The 19105-nt window shown below is 67.3% G+C and carries 16 protein-coding genes; 8 read left to right on the top strand and 8 right to left on the bottom strand.

Features of this window, described 5'->3' with window-relative positions:
* Positions 1–75: 75 nt before the first annotated feature.
* Positions 76–471, top strand: coding sequence for a hypothetical protein (locus tag F622_RS0100225; protein WP_018145355.1), 396 nt, complete (start codon positions 76–78; stop codon positions 469–471).
* A gap of 277 nt (positions 472–748) precedes the next feature.
* Here F622_RS0100225 and F622_RS0100220 read toward each other — a convergent pair whose 3' ends face one another.
* On the bottom strand, positions 749–1222 hold the full coding sequence (locus F622_RS0100220) for a YhcB family protein (protein ID WP_018145354.1): 474 nt from the start codon (positions 1220–1222) through the stop codon (positions 749–751).
* Between the two features lie 159 nt (positions 1223–1381).
* On the opposite strand from F622_RS0100220, the gene F622_RS0100215 reads away from it, so the two are divergent.
* Both F622_RS0100215 and F622_RS0100210 read left to right on the top strand, forming a co-directional pair.
* Positions 1382–1933 carry a hypothetical protein gene (locus F622_RS0100215; RefSeq protein ID WP_018145353.1) on the top strand — a complete coding sequence of 184 codons (552 nt, stop codon included), beginning with the start codon at positions 1382–1384 and terminating at the stop codon, positions 1931–1933.
* A 67-nt stretch (positions 1934–2000) separates the two neighbouring features.
* The gene (locus tag F622_RS0100210) at positions 2001–2570 is read left to right on the top strand and encodes a hypothetical protein (RefSeq protein ID WP_018169145.1); all 570 of its coding nucleotides are present in this window, start codon (positions 2001–2003) and stop codon (positions 2568–2570) included.
* A gap of 79 nt (positions 2571–2649) precedes the next feature.
* Here the strand turns inward: F622_RS0100210 and dacB are convergent, their stop codons facing one another.
* The 3 genes from dacB to efp form a co-directional block, all read right to left on the bottom strand.
* On the bottom strand, positions 2650–4059 hold the full coding sequence (dacB, locus tag F622_RS0100205) for a D-alanyl-D-alanine carboxypeptidase/D-alanyl-D-alanine-endopeptidase (RefSeq protein ID WP_369773120.1): 1410 nt from the start codon (positions 4057–4059) through the stop codon (positions 2650–2652).
* Between the two features lie 166 nt (positions 4060–4225).
* Positions 4226–5191, bottom strand: coding sequence for an EF-P lysine aminoacylase EpmA (gene epmA / locus F622_RS0100200; RefSeq protein ID WP_019571113.1), 966 nt, complete (start codon positions 5189–5191; stop codon positions 4226–4228).
* A 25-nt stretch (positions 5192–5216) separates the two neighbouring features.
* The gene (efp, locus tag F622_RS0100195) at positions 5217–5780 is read right to left on the bottom strand and encodes an elongation factor P (RefSeq protein WP_026182087.1); all 564 of its coding nucleotides are present in this window, start codon (positions 5778–5780) and stop codon (positions 5217–5219) included.
* 77 nt (positions 5781–5857) lie between these two features.
* Between efp and epmB the strand changes: the two genes are divergently transcribed.
* From epmB to F622_RS0100180, 3 genes are all read left to right on the top strand, one after another.
* Complete coding sequence (epmB, locus tag F622_RS0100190; protein ID WP_019571112.1) at positions 5858–6901, top strand: EF-P beta-lysylation protein EpmB; 1044 nt, start codon at positions 5858–5860, stop codon at positions 6899–6901.
* Between the two features lie 89 nt (positions 6902–6990).
* The gene (locus tag F622_RS0100185) at positions 6991–8880 is read left to right on the top strand and encodes a hypothetical protein (RefSeq protein WP_019571111.1); all 1890 of its coding nucleotides are present in this window, start codon (positions 6991–6993) and stop codon (positions 8878–8880) included.
* A 4-nt stretch (positions 8881–8884) separates the two neighbouring features.
* A complete protein-coding gene (locus tag F622_RS0100180) occupies positions 8885–10957 on the top strand; it encodes an EAL domain-containing protein (RefSeq protein ID WP_019571110.1) in 2073 nt (690 codons plus the stop codon).
* 325 nt (positions 10958–11282) lie between these two features.
* On the opposite strand, the gene dnaJ is transcribed toward F622_RS0100180, so the two are convergent.
* The 4 genes from dnaJ to hrcA all read right to left on the bottom strand — a co-directional run bounded on the left by dnaJ (position 11283) and on the right by hrcA (position 16372).
* Positions 11283–12431: a molecular chaperone DnaJ gene (gene dnaJ / locus F622_RS0100175; RefSeq protein WP_018169152.1), complete on the bottom strand. Its 1149-nt coding sequence runs from the start codon at positions 12429–12431 to the stop codon at positions 11283–11285.
* Between the two features lie 124 nt (positions 12432–12555).
* Positions 12556–14487 (bottom strand): molecular chaperone DnaK, encoded by a 1932-nt coding sequence (dnaK, locus tag F622_RS0100170; protein WP_019571109.1) that lies wholly within the window; start codon positions 14485–14487, stop codon positions 12556–12558.
* Positions 14488–14627: 140 nt separating this feature from the next.
* Entirely contained in the window at positions 14628–15194 is a 567-nt protein-coding gene (gene grpE / locus F622_RS0100165; RefSeq protein ID WP_018169153.1) for a nucleotide exchange factor GrpE, read from the bottom strand.
* 119 nt (positions 15195–15313) lie between these two features.
* Positions 15314–16372, bottom strand: a complete 1059-nt coding sequence (gene hrcA / locus F622_RS0100160; RefSeq protein ID WP_018145342.1) for a heat-inducible transcriptional repressor HrcA — start codon at positions 16370–16372, stop codon at positions 15314–15316.
* 115 nt (positions 16373–16487) lie between these two features.
* On the opposite strand from hrcA, the gene F622_RS0100155 reads away from it, so the two are divergent.
* Together F622_RS0100155 and recN are read left to right on the top strand one after the other, a co-directional pair.
* Positions 16488–17366 carry an NAD(+) kinase gene (locus tag F622_RS0100155; protein WP_018169154.1) on the top strand — a complete coding sequence of 293 codons (879 nt, stop codon included), beginning with the start codon at positions 16488–16490 and terminating at the stop codon, positions 17364–17366.
* A 4-nt stretch (positions 17367–17370) separates the two neighbouring features.
* Positions 17371–19032: a DNA repair protein RecN gene (gene recN / locus F622_RS0100150; protein WP_019571108.1), complete on the top strand. Its 1662-nt coding sequence runs from the start codon at positions 17371–17373 to the stop codon at positions 19030–19032.
* Positions 19033–19105 lie beyond the last annotated feature (73 nt).

Raw genomic sequence — 19105 nt, 5'->3', positions numbered from 1 at the left:
TCCGGGCCGCGCCCTTGGAAACCACCGGCACGCATGTCTACACTCTCGACGCACCCATCCCAGAAGGAAAACGCCATGAATACCAGGACGTTGCTGGTCATCTTGTTTGCCAGCCTGATCGCGCTGGCCGGCTGCCGCGGCACGGTCCCCGTGCACAACGTCAGCGATACCACGGTCACCGATGTTGCGGGTGAACGCCCCAGCGCCGAACAGATGGAACGCGCCATCCGCACCGCCGGAACGGCGCTAGGCTGGCGCATGGAAGAAGTGGAACCGGGGCTACTCGAAGGGCGACTTGCGCTGCGCGACCACGTCGCCGAAGTGGAGATCCCCTATGCGGCGGGTGAATACAGCATTCGCTACAAGGACAGCACCAACCTGAACTACGCGGACGGCAATATCCACCCGAACTACAACAACTGGATCCAGAACCTGGACAACCAGATCCGGGCGCAGATCTCCGCCCTCTGAGCCCACCCCGCACCGTGTCGGGCACGCCCCGGCGCCGTGCGTCCAGGGCAAAGGGCCTTTCACCACTAAGCGCACGAAGGCACGAAGAAAACCCGTAAAAGAGCATTTTCAGGAAGGCGGGGAGATCGGAAGGAATGCGGTGACGGAAGAGTCTTGCTCCTCCGTTGCGGTCTTGCCCATCATTCAGTCTTCGCACCTACCTGGTGGATGCTTTTCAGGTTTTCTTCGTGCCTTCCTGTGCTTCGTGGTGATCCCAAACCGACTCCGCGGTCACGGGTCAGTCGGGGCGCGGGCGTTCGTCCGGCTTGCGTGCCTCGCCCTCGGAACTCTTGGGGGTCGGCTCGTCGTCCTGGGCGTCCGATTCGTTGGCGCCGCCGGCCGCCTCGCCGGGACCGGCGCCGTAGTCACGGCGCGTCATGTGCGACAGAAGCTGCCCGGCCCGGTCCTCGAGGCGATCACGGGTCGGCTTGTCCGCCAGTTCCTCCGCGCTCTGCGCCAGGTGGTGGTAGAGGTCGCGGTAGGAACCCGCCATGGTCGCGAACAGCGTGGCCGTGCGATCGAAATGGTCGTTGACCTGGCTGCGGTAGCGGGTCAGTTCCTGCATGCGCCGGTCGAGTTCCTCTTCCAGCTCGCGGATCAGCTTGCGCTCGTCACTGGTGACGCGGCCCACCCAGAAACCCACGAGGGCGGCAACCACGATGGCCAGGATCCCGAGGGCCACCCACAGCCCCACTGCTGTCTGTTCTTCCACCACGACATCCTCTGCAAATGGAGCCGCCATTGTGCCGCAGGCCCTCGCCGAACGCACTGCCGGGCATGCTAACCTCGCCACAACAGGGACACCGGAACCACGCAGGAAGGCCCCCGGAAGCCGTTTCAATCCGCCGTACAACCAAGAGTCAGACCCACCATGATCGAACCGCAACATGCCCAGCAGATCCGCCAGGCCCAGGCCGGCCTGATCAACCTGGTGGTGCAGGCCACCCAGAACCCGGAGACCCGCCGCGAACTGGAGCCAGTGCTGAACCAGGCCCACGAGGCCGGCTGGGGCGAGCTGATCCTGCGCATCCGCCGCGTGCTCGAAGGCGAACGCGACACGTCCCTGCTGCAGGGGCTGGACGACGAGGACACGGTGATCCTGACGGCGATCCTGGCCGGCCTGCAGGATCCCTCCACCCTGCCGGACCCCGAGCAAAGCGGCGATCCGGCGCAGGCCGCACCGGGGCTGGCCCAGATGATCCACGGCGCGGCCCACGGAGACGCCCAGTCGCTGCACTGGCTGTCGCAGATGGCCGAACAGATGAGCCGGGCCGGGGGCGACATGGCGCGTCTGGGTGGCATCACCAAGCGCCTGGTGGACGGCGAGCGTGACCCGGATGTGCTGTGCCGCGGCATGGACGCCCAGGGCGAGTCGCTGGTGCTCTCGATCCTCTCGGAGCTGGGCAAGCTCGAGCACCACTGACCAACCCGTGCGCCATTCCAGCATTTGCAGGCCACGCCGCCGAGGCACGCTCCGCCTCGAGCATCTGATGCTGGCCGTAATTGCCCTGTGGCTCCTGCAAGGCTGCGCCGCAGTCACCCTGCAGCCGCCGGCCGAACCGGAAGACCCGGTCACTGTGGCACTCCTGGACCACGGCCATCACTCCAGTCTGGTCCTGCCGACCGCGACCCCGGACGCCTGGCTGCGCTATTCCTACGGCGACTGGTCGTTTTACGTCGAGCGGCGAATCAACCCCCTGCAGGGGCTGGCCGGGCTGTTCCTGCCCACACGGGCGGGCCTCGGCCGGCAATCCCTGACCGGCTCCAACCTGGAAGACGCGACGGCGACCCAGTTGCGCGTGCCGCTGGAAGAACTGCATCTGCTGACGGTCCCCGGGGCCAGGGTCACGGCACTGCGCGAGGCGCTGGAGGGAATCTGGCAGGCGGGCCACGATGACCGCGAGGTATCGACAGAATGGGACATGGCCTTTGTCGAACACCCCGAGGCCTACACCCTGCGCAACAACTCCAACCGCATGGTCGCGCACTGGCTGACGGCCCTGGAGGTCGATGTCTCGCGCCTCCCGATCATGTCCAACTGGAAGCTCGACTCACCCTGAGGTCAATCAAGGCCCTCTGACCACGAAGCGCGCGAACCTAACCCTTCGTGCGCGCTTCGTGGTGGATAAACGCCGGGCGTCAAAGGCGGTGGGCCCACTCCAGGACGGCATCCTGCAGGTTCCGGCCGAGGCCCTGATGCGCGCGGGGGTCGTTGACCAGCACCACCACGGCCAGGTCGTCCCCACCTTGCGTGCGCACGTAGCCGGCGACCGCAGAGACCTCGTTGAGGTGCCCCGTCTTCAGGTGCATCTGCCCGCGCAGGTCGCGCTGGCTGCCGTTGCGGAAGCGATTGCGCAGGGTCCCGTCCAGCCCGGCCAGGGCCAGGGAGGACTGGAATTCCGGACGGTGAGAGTGCTGCCATCCGCCCTCGAGGATCTGGCCCAGCTGGCGCGCGGTCATGCGGGTGTCGCGGCTGAGCCCCGACCCGTTGTCGACCACCATGCCACCCACCTCGACCCCCAACCCGCGCAGCGACTCCAGCAGGGCCTGCTGCCCCTTCTCCAGCGTGGCCGGCGGGGTGAAGTGACGCGCCCCCAGGGTCAGCAGCAGGTGGCGGGTCATCACGTTGGAGCTCCACTTGTTGGAGACCCGGATCAGATCCGCCAGCGGCCGCGAGGTATGACGCAGGATCGGTTCGTCGTACAGCACCGGCAGCACGCCGGGGCGAATGTCGCCGGTCAGCTCACCACCCCACTGCGACCAGTGCAGACGGAACATCTCGGCGTGATTGGCCTCCGGCGTCAGGACCGTACGCAGCAGTTCGTAGTCCCCGCAGTTAACCGGGTACTCGCCGGACAGGGTCACGCGTTGTGCCTCGGGGTCGGCGTCAAAGCGAATTCCCCGCTGCCAGGCCCCGCAGCTGCCACGCGACGGCTGCAGGCGATTCTCGATCGTCAGCCCCGGCAGCGGCGGATCCACGGTCACGTCAATCCCGTTCCCATGCCGCTCCGGCCGCACACGGAAGCGCTGGGCGTTGGCGTTTACGTGCAGGGCATAGGGCAGCTGGTTGTAGGCCCGCAGCGGCTGGTCATTGAATGCGGCCGGATGGCCCGGAGGCAGTTCGAAATGCGAGGCGTCGAGGATGACGTTGCCCTCGATGCGCCGCAGCCCGGTCTGACGCAACTGCCCCAGCATGCGCCAGTGCTCCTCGCTGACCATGCCGGGGTCGCCGGTCCCACGGATCACCAGATCGCCGCGCAATACACCGTCGCGCACCGGTCGCGTAGCCCACACCTCGGTGGTCCAGGTGTATTCCGGCCCCAACTCGTGCAAGGCCGCCAGCGAGGTAGCCAGCTTGATGGTGGAGGCAGGGTTGTACGGCTGATCGGCATTCAGGCGCGCGAGGACCGCGCCATCGGACATCCGCTGTACCCACAGGCCCACATTTGCCGGCGGCAGACGCTGGCTCTCGATCGCCCGCTGCAGCGGTCCCGGGAGATGCTCGAACTGGGCCTGTGCGGCTAGCGGTGCCAGCCACAACAAGAGGATCAAAGCGACGGATACGAAACACCAGGAAGGTCCGGACCGGGGCCCGGGGCGACGCGAAAAACGACAAGGGGACATTGAGACCAGCCATCCTGCATGAGAGCCTTCGGCAACGGCCCCTATAGTGTGCCGCCATCTCGGCCGCGACAAGCCCTCCGGGTGGGCTTCGTCACGCCCAGGGGAAATCGATCACCTGATCGATACGCGACACCCCCAACAGACGCATCAGCAGCCGGTCCACGCCCAGGGCCACGCCCGCGCAGTCCGGCAGCCCGGCCTCCAGTGCCGCCTCCAGGTGCCGATCCGCGGGCGGGAGTGGCTGACCACGCGCACGGCGGATCGCGATATCCCTTTTGCGACGGCTGCGGAACACCACCGGATCGGTCAGCTCGTGATAGCCGTTGGCCAGCTCCAGGTCGCCCCAGTAGAGCTCGAAACGGGCGGCATAGCCCGGCCGGTCCGCGCAGGGGCGCGCGAGGACGGCCTGGCTCTCGGGGTAGTCGAACAGGATTGTCAGCCGGTCCGGCGGGAAGCCCGGCGCGATCACCAGGCTGATCAGGGCATCCAGCCAGCCATCCCGATCCAGCCCGCCGCGGATGACCAGCCCGTGGTCCCCCGCGACCCGTTCCAGCTCCGCGGCATTCGTCTCCGCCGGGTCTACCCCCAAAGTCGAGCGAAACAGATCGGCATAGGCGATCGCCTCGCACCCCCGGGGCGCGTGCCAGTCGGGAGACTGCGCGGCCTGATCCGCGATCAGGGCCACCACCTCGCGCGCCAGTGCGTGGTGGTCCAGGCCCAGGCGATACCACTCCAGCAGAGTGAATTCGGGGTTGTGCCGCGGGCCGGATTCACCGCCGCGGAACACCCGTGCGATCTGGTAGATATCCGGGGCGCCGTCCGCCAGCAGGCGCTTCATCGGGTATTCCGGCGAGGTCTGCAGATAGCCGCGCTCGCCGCCGGGCGCCTGCGCCTGCGCCTCCCAGCTCTCCAGCATTGGATCTTGCGGCGCGCCCCGGCTCAGGATCGGGGTCTCGACCTCGAGCACCCCGCGGGCCGCGAAGAACGCCCGCAACCCGGCCAGGAGGCGGGCGCGCGCCGCGCGGGCCGGCGCCGCACCCGGACGCCAGTCGGTCATGTCGCAGGGCCTGCCGGGATCCGGCTCACACGCGCGAGACGTACTCGCCGTTGCGGGTATCCACCTTCACCGTCTCGCCCTCTTCGACGAACAACGGGACCTTGACCACCGCGCCGCTCTCCAGCGTGGCCGGCTTGGTGCCGCCCTGCGCAGTGTCACCGCGCAGGCCCGGATCGCACTGGGTGATCTTCAGCTCGGTGAAGGACGGCGGCACCACCGACAGCGGCTCGCCGTTCCACAAGGTCACGGTGCAAATATCCTGTTCCTTCAGCCACTGCCCGGAATCACCCAGTGCGGCCTCGCCGACGGCATACTGCTCGAAGGTGTCCGGCACCATGAAGTGCCAGAACTCGCCATCGTTGTAGAGATACTGCATCTCGGTATCCATCACGTCGGCGGCCTCCACCGACTCGCCGGACTTGAAGGTCTTCTCCAGCACCCGGCCGGTACGCAGATTGCGCAGCTTGACCCGGCTGAAGGCCTGGCCCTTGCCCGGCTTGACGAACTCGTTCTCCACGATGGCCTGCGGGTCACCATCCAGCAGGAGCTTGAGACCGGCCTTGAATTCGTTGGTACTGTAGGTTGCCATTACGCGCTGTCCCTCGATGATGCGTGGCGCGGACATGCCGCCCCGTCCGGAAACGATTCATGCCCACAAAGCCCGTCATGATAACGCGCGAGGCGCGCGGAACCCAGCCACCCACAGCGCGCGCCACGCCGGCCTGGCAGCAGGCGCTGGCCCGCGCGATCGCCGATCCCGAGACCCTCGCCACACGCCTGGGACTGTCACCGGAGGCGTTGCCGGGCATGCAGTCCGCGCACCGGCTGTTTCGCACCCGCATCCCGGAGAGCTACCTGGCGCGCATCCAGCCCGGCGACCCACAGGATCCCCTGCTGTTGCAGGCCCTGCCGGACGCGCGCGAGGCGCTGGAATCCCCGGGGTTTGTCAGTGACCCGGTCGGCGACCACGACGCCCTGGCCGCCCCCGGTGTCGTGCACAAGTACCACGGCCGCGTCCTGCTGTTGACCACCGGGGCCTGCGCCATCCACTGCCGTTACTGCTTCCGCCGCGAATTCGACTATGCCGACCACAACCCGGCCCGGGATGACTGGGGACCGGCGCTGGACTACATCGCGGCGCACCCGGACATCCGCGAGGTCATCCTCAGCGGCGGTGACCCGCTGAGCCTCTCGGATACACGGCTGGCGCGGCTGGCGGAGCGGCTCGCGGGCATCCCGCACGTCGAGCGCCTGCGCATCCACACACGCCTGCCGGTGGTCCTGCCGGAACGGGTCGACGACCGCCTGCTGGCCTGGCTCGGCAAGGGCCGTCTGCAGCACATCCTGGTGCTGCACGCGAATCACCCGCGCGAGTTCGCCGCACCGGCCAATGCCGCGATCGATCGCCTGCGCGCCGCCGGGGTCACGCTCCTCAACCAGGCGGTACTGCTGGCCGGCATCAACGACGACACCGAGACCCTGATTGAACTCCAGGAGGCCGGCTTCCGCCTGGGCGTGCTGCCCTACTACCTGCACCAGCTCGACCGCACCCGCGGCACAGCCCACTTCGAGGTACCGGACGCCCGCGCGCGCGAACTCTACCGCGCCCTGCACGCCCGCCTGCCGGGCTACCTGGTCCCGCGACTGGCGCGCGAGATCGCCGGAGAACCCGGCAAGACCCTGCAGACACCGTTTCCCGCGCATGAATGAGCCGCACCGGCACCCACACCGATTGCGCGGTTTGCTGCTAAAGTAGCGCCAGAATCCTGCAACCGGCCCAGCAACCACTGGACACGCCCATGCTGCAAGCCCTGCCCGAGCTGCCCACCCAACCGGCCGGTCCCGACAGCTTCCCCCACCAGACCCCGCAAACACTGGACGCCTGGTGTGCGGAGCTGCCCGGCAGCGAGCCGGAGCTCGGCATCCAGCGCATCCGCGAGGCCCTCGACGGGCTGAACGCGATCGTACTTCGCCCCGGAACCCGAGCCACGCTGGTCGCAATACTGGAAGATCATCTCCTGCCGCTACTCCCGGCCATGGAGCGACTGCTGCGCCAGCGGCCCCTGCCGCTGGGCAACCGCAGCCGCAAGCGCGCCGATGTTTACAGCGCCGCCGTGCGCGCCCTCCTCACCGCGGAGCTGCTGGTGGTCCGCGAACGCGCGGACGCGCACGACAACCGCCACGCGAAACGCCTGACAGCACCCCTGCAGGCCGCAGTCGCCCTGCTGGGGGCCTTGAGCGTGCACCACTGGCGGCTGTACCAGTCCGTGCCGCCTGGCCACTGGCAGCGGCTGTTCGATGTGCTGCGCCTGGCGCGTGAGCAGGGAATCGCCGACGAGCGGCCCGCCACCGACAAGCGCTTCGGCCCGCTGGAGGTGGACCGCATCGAAGCCATGAGCGCACGGCTGATGATACTGGGCAGCACCGATCCCAATGCGCTGAAGATGGGCGAAATGGACTTGCTGGCTCGCTGGGCCAACACGTTGCCCCTCGCCTGCACCGCCGCCCCCGACCCGGAACAACACCCCGATCTTCCCGTACTGCGCTGCAATCTCGACCGCGACCACGCCCCGGGCCTGGTCCTGCGCGGGACACCGGCCACCGAACCCGCCTGCTTCATTGAGCTGACGCCGGCGCTGGACGCCCTTCGTGAACGCCCCGACGACCTGGAACCGCGCCGCCGCGGCGAGGGACAGCCGCTGGCCGAACACTTGTTGCGCCTGTGGTCGAACCTGCCGACCCGCCGTCACAGTCGCGAGAGCGCCAGCGACCTGCAGCGGATCTGCGTGATGGGCCTGGAACGTATCCATGATTTCCTGCTGATGGAAATGGACAGCCGGCGCGCGCCCGAGACCGAGACCGAGACCACCGGGGCAGCGGAAGCGCCGGAGACCAGCCTGAAATCCCTGCAAGAACACGACCACGGCGTCAGCGTGTTCGAAATGTCGAAGGCCGCGCTGCGCGGCTCGGATCTCGCCCTGGTAGACAGCCCGCACCGTTCCGACCGCGAGCGCGACCTGCAACCACTGGCGGACGACACGCCGAATACCGCCGCGACCGCCTGGGAGGATGTCGGGCGCGGACTCGAGATCGCCGCCCGCGATGAATCCACGGGACCGATCACCAAGCGTCACCCCCCGGAACACTGGCAGGTGGACGACATCGGCGCCGGCGGCGTGCGTCTGCGCCTGGACAACCCCCAGCAGCCCTTGCTGATCGGGGACCTCGTCGGCTTGCGTGCCGTGGATGGCCATCGCTGGACCATCGGGGTTCTGCGCTGGATTCGCTTCGACGACCAGGCCGGCAGTCTGATCAGCATCGGCGTGGAATTTCTCGCCGATCGCTGCCTGCCCATGCAGATTCAGGATTTCCGCAATGGCATGGCGGCGGGCGTCCCGCAATCAGGACTGTTCGCCCCGCAGCGCACCGATGCCGACGGGGCAGTACTGTTTCTGCCGGCGCAGGTATTCGATCATGAACAACGCGTCGTCTGCTGGCTGAACAGGCGCGCCCGTGTTCTGGAACTGGACAGCGAGCGCACGGGCACTACTCTGTTTACCGAGGTCGGGTGCCGCATGACCGGCCTGGAGGTCCACCAACCGGCCGGCGAGACGCCCGACATCGCCGACGGACCGGCCATCGCGGATGACGACGGACCGCCATTCACTACCCGCAACCGCGACGACTAGCCCCATGAACGAAACGATTCGCACGCTCTTCGTTACCAGCAACCCGAACCGGGCTGAAGAGGTCATCAGCAGTATCCGGACCCGCGGCAGCGCGATCCGGCCGGAGCAGGTATCCGGCAGCGACGCCCTGGCCGAGGCGCTGGAGGGCCGGCGCTTCGACGTGATCGTCCTGATCGAACCCGGCCTGGCCCTGACCCGGGAACACGTCGACGCGGCGCTGCACGCATCCGGTCGACGTACCCCGCTGGTCATCATGACCGAGCGCCCCGAACCCGCACGCATAGACGACTACGAGGCCGGCGCCTATGCCGTCGTCGATCACGAACTGCACGAACTGGCCGGCATCCTTGCGGTGCGCGCTGCCGAGCAGTTCCAGCTGCGCCAGCGGATGGGGCGCATGGACGCATCGCTGCAGGAGTCCGAACGCCGCTGCCAACTGTTGCTGGACAACTCGCGCGACGCCATCGCCTACGTCCACGAGGGCATGCACATCTATGCCAACGCGTCCTGGCGTGAACGCTTCGGGATTGCCGATCCGGAGGAAGTGGAAGGCCTGCCGCTGATGGACCTGATCGCCCCGGAGAGCCGCGACGAACTGAAGGGCCTGCTGCGCCGCTTCCAGAGTGGCGAGGAAGGTGAACAGACCCATCAGGCCTTCCAGCTGCAGGCGTTTGACGGCACGCCGTTCGAGGCCAACCTGCGTCTGTCCACCGCCAGCGTCGAGGGGGAGGCCTGCACCCAGGTGCTGCTGGACTCGGCCCAGGAGGACCCGGAGCTGGCCGAGAAGATCGACTACCTCTCGCAGCGTGACCTGGTCACCGGGCTCTACAACCGCCAGCACTTCTCCGGGATGATCGAGACCGCGCAGAGCCAGGCCGCGCAATCGGAGAAGCCCTTCGCCCTGGTCACCCTTGCGGTCGACCGTTTCCCCGAGATCCGGGCCAACGTCGGCATGTCCGCCAGCGATCTGCTGCTTGCCGATATCGGCAAGCTGATCGAGGATCACTTTCCCGACCCGGCCATCGCCGCACGCCTGGAGGCCGAGCACTTCGGGATCGTGGTCCCCGACACCCGGCGCAACGAGGTGGAGGCCCGCATCCACGGTCTGATGGAAGCGGTCACCGGACGTGTCTTCGAGCTCGGCAACGCCTCGACCAACTGTAGCCTGTCGGCCGGCATCGTGATCGCCGACGAGACGGCGGTGGATACCGAAGAACTGCTGACCCACGCCGACCGCGCCCTGCAAGAAGCCGTGGAGGCTGGGGGCGGAAACCACCGCTTCTTCCGCCCCGCAGAGGGCGAGATGACCCAGGCGCAGAACGACCAGCAGTGGAAGCTGCGCATTCAGGACGCCCTGGAACACGATCGCCTGGAACTGCTGTATCAGCCGATCGTGAACCTGCACGGTGCCGATCGCCCGCGCTACTCGGTCTTCGTGCGCCTGCGTGACGCCGAGGGGCATATCCACGAGCCCGATGCCTTCCTGCCCAGTGCCGAGCGCACCGAGATGGCGGCACCCATCGACCGCTGGGTCCTGAAGACTGCGCTGCAGATGCTGACGGAACAGCTAAAGAAAGACCCGACCACCCAGTTCTTCCTCAAACTGACCAACGGCTCCCTGGGCGACCCCTCCGTGGTCAGCTGGCTGCACAACGACCTGCACGGCATGCGCATCCCCGCCGACAACGTGGTCGTCGAACTGAAGGAACCCACCGTGGTTACCCACCTGAAGCCGGCGATCCACGTCGCCCGCGGGCTGCAGGAAATGCACGGCCATCTGTGCATCGACGACTTCGGCAGCGGGCTGAACCCGTTCCAGCTCCTGCAGCACCTGGAGGCGGATCACATCAAGCTGGACCCGTCCTACGTGAAGAACCTGGCCGAGAGCGAGGAGAACCAGCAGTTGATCCGCGAACATACCGATGCCGCGCATGCCAAGGGCAAGCAGGTCATCGTGCCCTATGTCGAGGACGCCAGCGTGCTCGCCGTGCTCTACAGCCTGAACGTGAACCTCGTTCAGGGCTACTTCCTGCAGGCACCGATGCCCGCCCCCACCTTCGATTTCGCCTCGACCTGAGCCCCCCACCTCGCGGACTCCGGCTTCTCCCACAGAACGCGCAGAGAACACGGCGCCGGGCAGGTCAAGGGCGATTCACAGCTAGACCCTGGGGTGTGAGGAACCGGGCTCGCGACCGCGCAGGGAAGCCCGGCTGCGGCGGCGAGTATGCGGCCGCCCATCCCGTCTTCCTGCACAGCGTTTTCCTCCGTGAACTCCGTGTTGGCTGGCACGAAAGTCGAGTCCGCAGAGCGAGGGACTTTATGGAGGGCTGAGCACGCCCCCAACGCAACAGGCCCCGGTGAATACCGGGGCCTGTGCGAACCATGGTCCTTGCCCTGCGGGACTACCTGGACCAGAAGTTAAGGTCCTCGAAAAACCCCTTAACGCCGTCCAGCCAGGAGTGAGCCTGCGGGCTGTGCTTGGTACCGCCAGCCTGGGTGGACTCCTCGAACTGGCGCAGGAGCTGCTTCTGCTCCTTGGTCAGGTTGATCGGCGTCTCTACCACCACGCGGCAGATCAGGTCACCGACCCCGCCGCCATGCACGGACTTCACGCCCTTGCCACCAACCCGGAACTGCTTGCCGGTCTGGGTCTCCGCGGGGACCTTCAGCTTGACCCGGCCATCCAGCGACGGCACTTCCAAATCGCCGCCCAGAGCGGCCGTGGCGAACGACACCGGCACCTCGCAGTGCAGATCCGAGCCCTCGCGCCGGAACAACTTGTGCGGCTTGACCCGCACCTGCACGTACAGATCACCCGGCGGGCCGCCGTTCATGCCGGCCTCGCCCTGGCCTCCCAGGCGGATGCGGTCACCGCTGTCCACCCCGGCCGGGATCTTCACGTCCAGGGTGTTCTGCTCCTGCACTCGACCCTTGCCGTGGCAGGACTTGCAGGGGCTCGAGACGACCTTGCCCGCGCCCTCGCAACGCGGGCAGGTCTGCTGCACCGAGAAGAAACCCTGCTGGATGCGCACCTGGCCGACCCCATTACAGGTCGGGCAGGTCTCCGGCGAGGTCCCCGGCTCGGCGCCCGAGCCATCACAGGCCTCGCAGCTGACGGTGGTCGGGATACGGACCTTCACCTCGGTGCCGAACACGGCCTCTTCCAGGGTCAGGTCCAGGTTGTACTGCAGGTCGGAGCCACGATAGGCCCGCTGCCCGCGGCCGCCCCCGCCACCTCCGAAGATATCGCCAAAGATGTCCTCGAAGATGTCACTGAAGTTGGAGGCCCCGGCGCCCCCGCCAAAACCCCCGGCCGAGCCGTCCACGCCGGCATGGCCGTAACGGTCGTAGGCGGCGCGCTTCTGGTCGTCGCTGAGGACGTCATAGGCGGCGCGCGCCTCCTTGAACTTGGCCTCGGCCTCCGCATCCCCGGGGTTGCGGTCGGGGTGGTGCTTCATCGCCAGGCGGCGAAAGGCCTTCTTGATATCGGCGGCCGAGGCGTCCTTGGAGACGCCCAGCACCTCGTAATAGTCGCGTTGTGACATGGTCATTCCCTGCTGATTCGTGCGCGCGAACGCGGAATGCCTTCACGCAAACGCCCGGAGTCACGAGTACCCCGGGCGCGGCGTTCAAACAGTTCCGGCGGGACGCCATAGCGTCCCGCCGGCTGCGGCATCAGCCCTGCTTTTTCTGGTCGTCGTCGACTTCCTCGAACTCGGCGTCCACGACATCGTCGCCCTGCGGGCCAGCCTCGGCCTGCTCGGCCCCGGCCTCGCCCGCGGCGTCCGCGCCCTGGGCATAGGCCTTCTCGGCCAGCTTGCCGGAGACCTCGGCCAGCTTCTGCGCGGCCTGCTCGATCACCTCGGGGTCGTCGCCTTCCATCGCGGTCTTGGTCTCGGCCACCGCCGACTCGATCGCGGTGCGCTCGTCGTCGGAGACCTGATCGGCCAGATCCTTCAGGGACTTCTCGGCCGAATGCACCAGGCCATCAGCCTGGTTGCGCGCCTGGACCAGCTGCTGGAACTTCTTGTCGTCCTCGGCGTGGGCCTCGGCGTCCTTGACCATCTGTTCGACTTCCTCGTCGGACAGGCCGGAGGAGGCCTTGATGACGATCTTGTTCTCCTTGCCGGTCGCCTTGTCCTTGGCCGAGACGTTCAGGATGCCGTTGGAGTCGATGTCGAAGGTGACCTCGATCTGCGGCACACCACGCGGCGCGGCCGGGATGTCCTGCAGGTCGAAGCGACCCAGCGACTTGTTGGCGCTAGCCATGTCGCGCTCGCCCTGCAGCACGTGCACGGTCACCGCGGTCTGATTGTCCTCGGCGGTGGAGAACACCTGATTGGCCCGGGTCGGGATGGTGGTGTTCTTCTCGATCAGCTTGGTCATCACGCCGCCCATCGTCTCGATCCCGAGCGACAGCGGGGTCACGTCCAGCAGCAGCACGTCCTTGACGTCGCCACCCAGCACGCCGGCCTGCACCGCGGCACCGACCGCAACGGCCTCGTCCGGGTTCACGTCCTTGCGCGGCTCCTTGCCGAAGAACGCCTGCACCGCTTCCTGCACCTTGGGCATGCGGGTCTGGCCACCGACCAGGATCACGTCGTCCACCTCGGAGGCGGACAGACCGGCATCCTTCAGCGCGACCTTGCACGGCTCGATGGAGCGCTTGACCAGGTCATCGACCAGGCTTTCCAGCTTGGCGCGGGTGATCTTCAGCGCCAGGTGCTTGGGCCCGGTGTTGTCGGCGGTGATGTACGGCAGGTTCACCTCGGTCTGCTGGCTGGAGGACAGCTCGATCTTGGCCTTCTCGGCGGCCTCCTTCACGCGCTGCATCGCCAGCGGATCGCCCTTGATGTCGATGCCCTGGTCCTTCTTGAACTCGTCGACCAGGTAGTCGATCAGGCGATTGTCGAAGTCCTCGCCACCGAGGAAGGTGTCGCCGTTGGTCGCCAGCACCTCGAACTGGTGCTCGCCATCCACCTCGGCGATCTCGATGATCGAGACGTCGAAGGTACCGCCACCCAGGTCGTACACGGCGATCTTGCGATCCCCGCGCTGCTTGTCCATGCCATAGGCGAGCGCGGCCGCGGTCGGCTCGTTGATGATGCGCTTGACCTCGAGCCCGGCGATCTTGCCGGCGTCCTTGGTCGCCTGACGCTGGGAGTCGTTGAAGTACGCCGGGACGGTGATGACCGCCTCGGTAACCTCTTCGCCGAGATAGTCCTCGGCGGTCTTCTTCATCTTCTGCAGCACGCGCGCAGAGATCTCCGGCGGGGCCATCTTCTTGCCCTGCACCTCGATCCAGGCGTCACCGTTGTCGGCCTTCACGATGTTGTAGGAGACGAGCTTGATGTCCTTCTGGACCTCGTCTTCCTGGAACTTGCGACCGATCAGGCGCTTGGAAGCGAACACGGTGTTCTGGGGGTTGGTGACCGCCTGGCGCTTCGCGGACTGGCCAACCAGCACCTCGCCGTCGTCACTGAACGCGACGATGGACGGGGTGGTGCGGGTGCCTTCCGCGTTCTCGATGACCTTGGCCTGGTCGCCTTCCATTACGGCGACGCAGGAGTTGGTGGTCCCGAGGTCAATACCAATGATCTTGCCCATGACTGAAATCTCCTGATGCGAAAAATTTTGCGCTGCAGAGCGTGTTTCTCTGCCAACTTGTACGGGAATCTGGGGCCCCGGGCCGGGTTTTCAAGGGGCAGCGTGTCCGATACCCCGAAAACCGGCCCGAAAAGACGGTGTCAGGCGCTTTCGTCGATGTTCGGCGAGGTCGGCGCCTTGGAGACCACCACCATCGCCGGGCGCAGCACGCGGTCCTGCAACCGGTACCCCTTCTGCATGGTGGCCACCACGGTGTTCGGCGGGTTCTCCGGGTCTTCCTGCATGGACATCGCCTGGTGACGCTCCGGATCGAAGCGCTGGCCGGTCGGGTCCTCGGACTGGATGCCGAACTTCTCGAACACCCGGGTCAGGTTCTTCAGGGTCAGCTCGGCGCCCTCGATGATGCGCTCGACATCCTTGGACTCGCGCGCCGCCTGCAGCCCCAGTTCCAGCGAGTCGCCCACCTCCAGCATTTCGGCAGCGAACTTCTCCATTGCGTACTTGTGCGCGTTCTCCAGCTCGCGCTCGAAGCGGCGGCGCTGGTTCTCCAGCTCGGCCTGGGCCCGCAGGGCCTGGTCGCGGCGCTCTTCGGCCAGGGCCTCGAGCTCCTGCAGCCGATCATCCGTGCCACCCTCGGCCTCGGGGGTCTCGTCGTTCCGGGTCTCGAGTTCTTCCGGCTGTTCCTGGGATTCCCGCTGTTCGGACATGCTGGCCTCGCAAATCAATGAAAAACAAAATCGCCCGCCGCGCCGATCACCGGCGGACAGGGTGGATTGGGTTGTCTATCTGGATGCTGGGGGCATTCCCCCCGGTTTCAAGGGGGTCGCTACTTCGAATCATCCACCGGGTGATCGCCCAGCGCCGAGCCCAGCAGGCGGGCCGTCACGTCCACAATCGGGATTACCCGGTCGTAGGACATCCGCGTGGGACCAATGACCCCGAGCACGCCCACCACCTCGCCGTCGACACTGTAGGGCGCAGTCACCACCGAACAGTTCTCGAACCAGTCGAGCCCCGATTCGCGGCCGATGAAGATCTGCACCCGGTCGCCGCGGATGCACTGGTCGAGGATGCCGAGGATCTCCTGCTTCTCGTTGAAGGCCTCCAGCAACTGGCGCAGGCGGGCCATGTCCGCCAGCTCCTCGTAGCCGAGCAGGTGGGTCTGGCCAGCCACGACCACGTCGTCCGGGTCCTCGTCGCCCACCGCCTTCTCGCCCAGGTCGATCGCCGCCAGCATCATTGCGTCCAGGTCGTCGCGCACGTCACGCATCTCGCGTAACAGCTCGGCGCGCACCGCATGCAGGCTCTTGCCGGCCAGATGGGCATTCAGGTAGTTCGCCATGCGCTGCAGTTCGTCCTGGCTGAAGTCACGATCGAGTTCCAGCACCCGGTTCTGCACCTCCTTGCCGTCGATCACCAGGATCGCAAGGATGCGGCCCTCGCCCAGGCGCAGGAACTCGATCTGACTGAGCGCCACGTTGCGATGCCGCGGCAGGCGCACCATCCCGGCCATGCGCGTGACCCGCGACAGCAGGTTGCTGGTGGCGTCCATCAGGTCCTGGGTGCTCGCACTCGGATCGAACCCCGACTGGATCGCACGGATATCCTCCGGCGAGGGATTGCGCACCTCCAGCAGGCTGTCGACGAACAGCCGGTAGCCGGCCGGGGTCGGTATGCGCCCGGCCGAGGTATGCGGCGAATGGATCAGCCCCATATCCTCGAGATCCGCCATCACGTTGCGCACCGTGGCGGCGCTCACACTGAGGCCAGAGGTCCGGGCCAGGGTGCGCGAACCGACGGGCTGGCCATCCCGGATATAGCTCTCGATCAGGGTCCGCAACAGGGTGCGGGCCCTGGCGTCCAGATTGATCGTTGCGTTTTCCATGGATCGTCAGCGCTCCACTCGGTCGAGTGCTTAAAGGGTTCAGTCTTGGATCGTGCAGGAATCAGGTCAAGAAACCCCGGGTGCAGTCGCGGTCCCTTTTCCGGATAATGCCGGCATGATGCCAGACTTCAACAAGGTCGGACTGGTCGGCAAGTCCAGCGACTCGCGTACCGCGCCCCTGGTCGCGACCCTGGTGGGTCTGCTGCAGGAGCGCGGCCGCCAGGTCTTCATGGAACAGGAGATCGACGGCTTCGAGCGGCCGGACAGCGTCGGGCTACTGCCACTGGACGAGCTGGCCCACGCGGTAGACCTTCTCATCGTGATCGGCGGCGACGGGACACTGCTGGCCACGGCCCGTGTCACCGCGGATGCCGACACCCCGCTGCTGGGGATCAACCTCGGCCGGCTCGGCTTCCTGGTGGATGTCTCCCCCGACACCGCCCCGGAGGAACTGGGCGAGGTCCTGGATGGCGCCTTCGAGCGCGAACCCCGGGCCATGCTCGAGGCCGAGCTGATCCGCGACGGCGTCACCATCCACCGCGGGATCGCCCTGAATGACGTCGTCCTCCACGTGCTGAGCGTGGTGCGCATTATCGAATTCGACACCGCAATCGACGGCATGGATGTCGGACGCCTGCGGGCCGACGGCCTGGTGATCGCGACCCCCACCGGGTCCACCGCCTACGCGCTGTCCGCCGGCGGGCCGATCCTGACCCCGCAGCTGGACGCGATGGTGCTGGTGCCGGTCTGCCCGCACAGCCTGAATCACCGCCCGCTGGTCGTCAGCGGCCGCTCCACCATCGAGATCCGCCTGTCCAGCGGCAGCCGCTCGCCGGCCCAGGTCGCACTGGATGGCCAGGAGAACGTGGACTTCGCCCCCGGCGACCTGCTGCGCATCCATCGCCGCGAACAGGCCCTGACCCTGATCCACCCCCGCGAACACCACTTCCTGCGCGTGCTCCGCACCAAGCTGCGCTGGGGCGAGCAGCCCTGATCCCATGTTGCATCTGATCAGCATCCGCGACTTCGCGATCATCGACCGGCTGGAACTGGAGCTGGACACCGGCCTGAGCGCCCTGACCGGCGAGACCGGGGCCGGCAAGTCCATCCTGATCGACGTGATCGGCCAGCTACTGGGCGACCGCGCCGACGCCGGCATGGTGCGCGAGGGCGCCGAACAGGCCGATCTGTCGGCCGAGTTCGCCCTGCCCGCCAAGGGCCCGGCCAGCGCCTGGCTGGCCGAACAGGACCTGGCCGCGGCGGACGACGAAAACGTCCTGCTGCGCCGCGTGCTGACCCGCCAGGGGAAGAGCCGCGCCTGGATCAACGGGCGGCCGGTCGCGGTGGGTCAGCTGCGCACCCTGGGCGAATGGCTGGTGGACATCCACGGCCAGCACGCGCATCAGCAGCTTTTGCAGCGCGATACCCAGCGCCACTGGCTGGACGGCTTCCTCGACGGCAACCCGACGCGCGATGTCCGCGAGGCCTACCGCGCCTGGCGCGCTGCGGCGAGCGCCCTGGACCAGGCACGCGAGGCCCAGGCCGACACCTCCGACCGCCTCGACCTGCTGCGCTTCCAGAGCGGAGAACTAGCCGAGCTGGCCCCGGCACAGGACGAATACCCCCGACTGCTGACCGAACAAAACCAGCTCGCCCACGGCACCGAGGTACTCACCGCCCTCCAGACCGCCAGCCAGCAGATCGAGGAGGACAGCGGGCTGGACACGCAGCTGGGCCAGGTCCTGCACGCCCTGCAGGACGCCGCGCAACACGACGAGCGGGTCAGTCCGGCGGTCGAGCTGCTGGAATCCGCCCGCATCCAGATCGACGAGGCCGGCGACCACCTGCGCCGCCTGGCCGACGGCATCGAGCTGGACCCGGAACGCCTCGCCGAGCTGGATACTCGCGTCAGCGAATACCTGCGCCTGGCGCGCAAGCACCGGATCGACCCCGAGGCCCTGCCAGGCCTGTTCGATGAACTGCAAACGGAACTGGATGCCCTGGAAAACGGCGATCAGACCGTTGAGGCCCTGGAGGCCCGCGAACAGCAGACCCGCGCGGCCTTCGATACCGCTGCCACGAAACTCACTCAGGCCCGCCGGAAGGCCGCCAGCCGCATCGGACAGTCGGTCACCGAGACCATGCAGGAACTGGGCATGGCTGGCGGCCACTTCGAGATCGGGGTCGAGCCCGCCGACAAGCCGCAGGCCCACGGCGTGGACCACATTGAATTCCGCGTGGCCGCGAACCCCGGTGCTGCGCCGCAGCCGATGGCCAAGGTCGCCTCCGGCGGCGAGCTCTCGCGCATCGGGCTGGCGCTACAGGTACTGGCCAGCGAGCAGCAGACAGTGCCCACGCTGATCTTCGACGAAGTCGACAGCGGCATCAGTGGCGCGGTCGCCGAGGTGGTCGGGCGCAAGCTGCGCAGCCTGGGCGAGCGCCATCAGGTCCTGTGCGTGACCCACCTGGCCCAGGTCGCCGCCCAGGCGCACCACCAGCTGGAGGTACAAAAGAGCCACGCCAAGGACGGCACCCGCACCGCGATCCAGCCGCTGGACGACGAACGCCGCGTGGAGGCCCTGGCCCGCCTGATCGGCGGCACCCAGCTCACCGAGACCACCCGCACCCACGCCCGCGAACTCCTCGCCTCCGCCGGCTAGCGCCTCCCCGGAACCACGAATACCAGGGAAACCGTAGGATGCGATGAGCGCAGCAAATCGCATCGTTCAAGAC

It is taken from the genome of Thioalkalivibrio sp. ALMg3 (genome assembly GCF_000381225.1).
In the GTDB taxonomy this organism is placed as follows: domain Bacteria; phylum Pseudomonadota; class Gammaproteobacteria; order Ectothiorhodospirales; family Ectothiorhodospiraceae; genus Thioalkalivibrio; species Thioalkalivibrio versutus.
The sequence above is the reverse complement of the archived record's forward strand: the minus strand, read 5'-3'. Positions and strand labels throughout refer to the sequence as shown.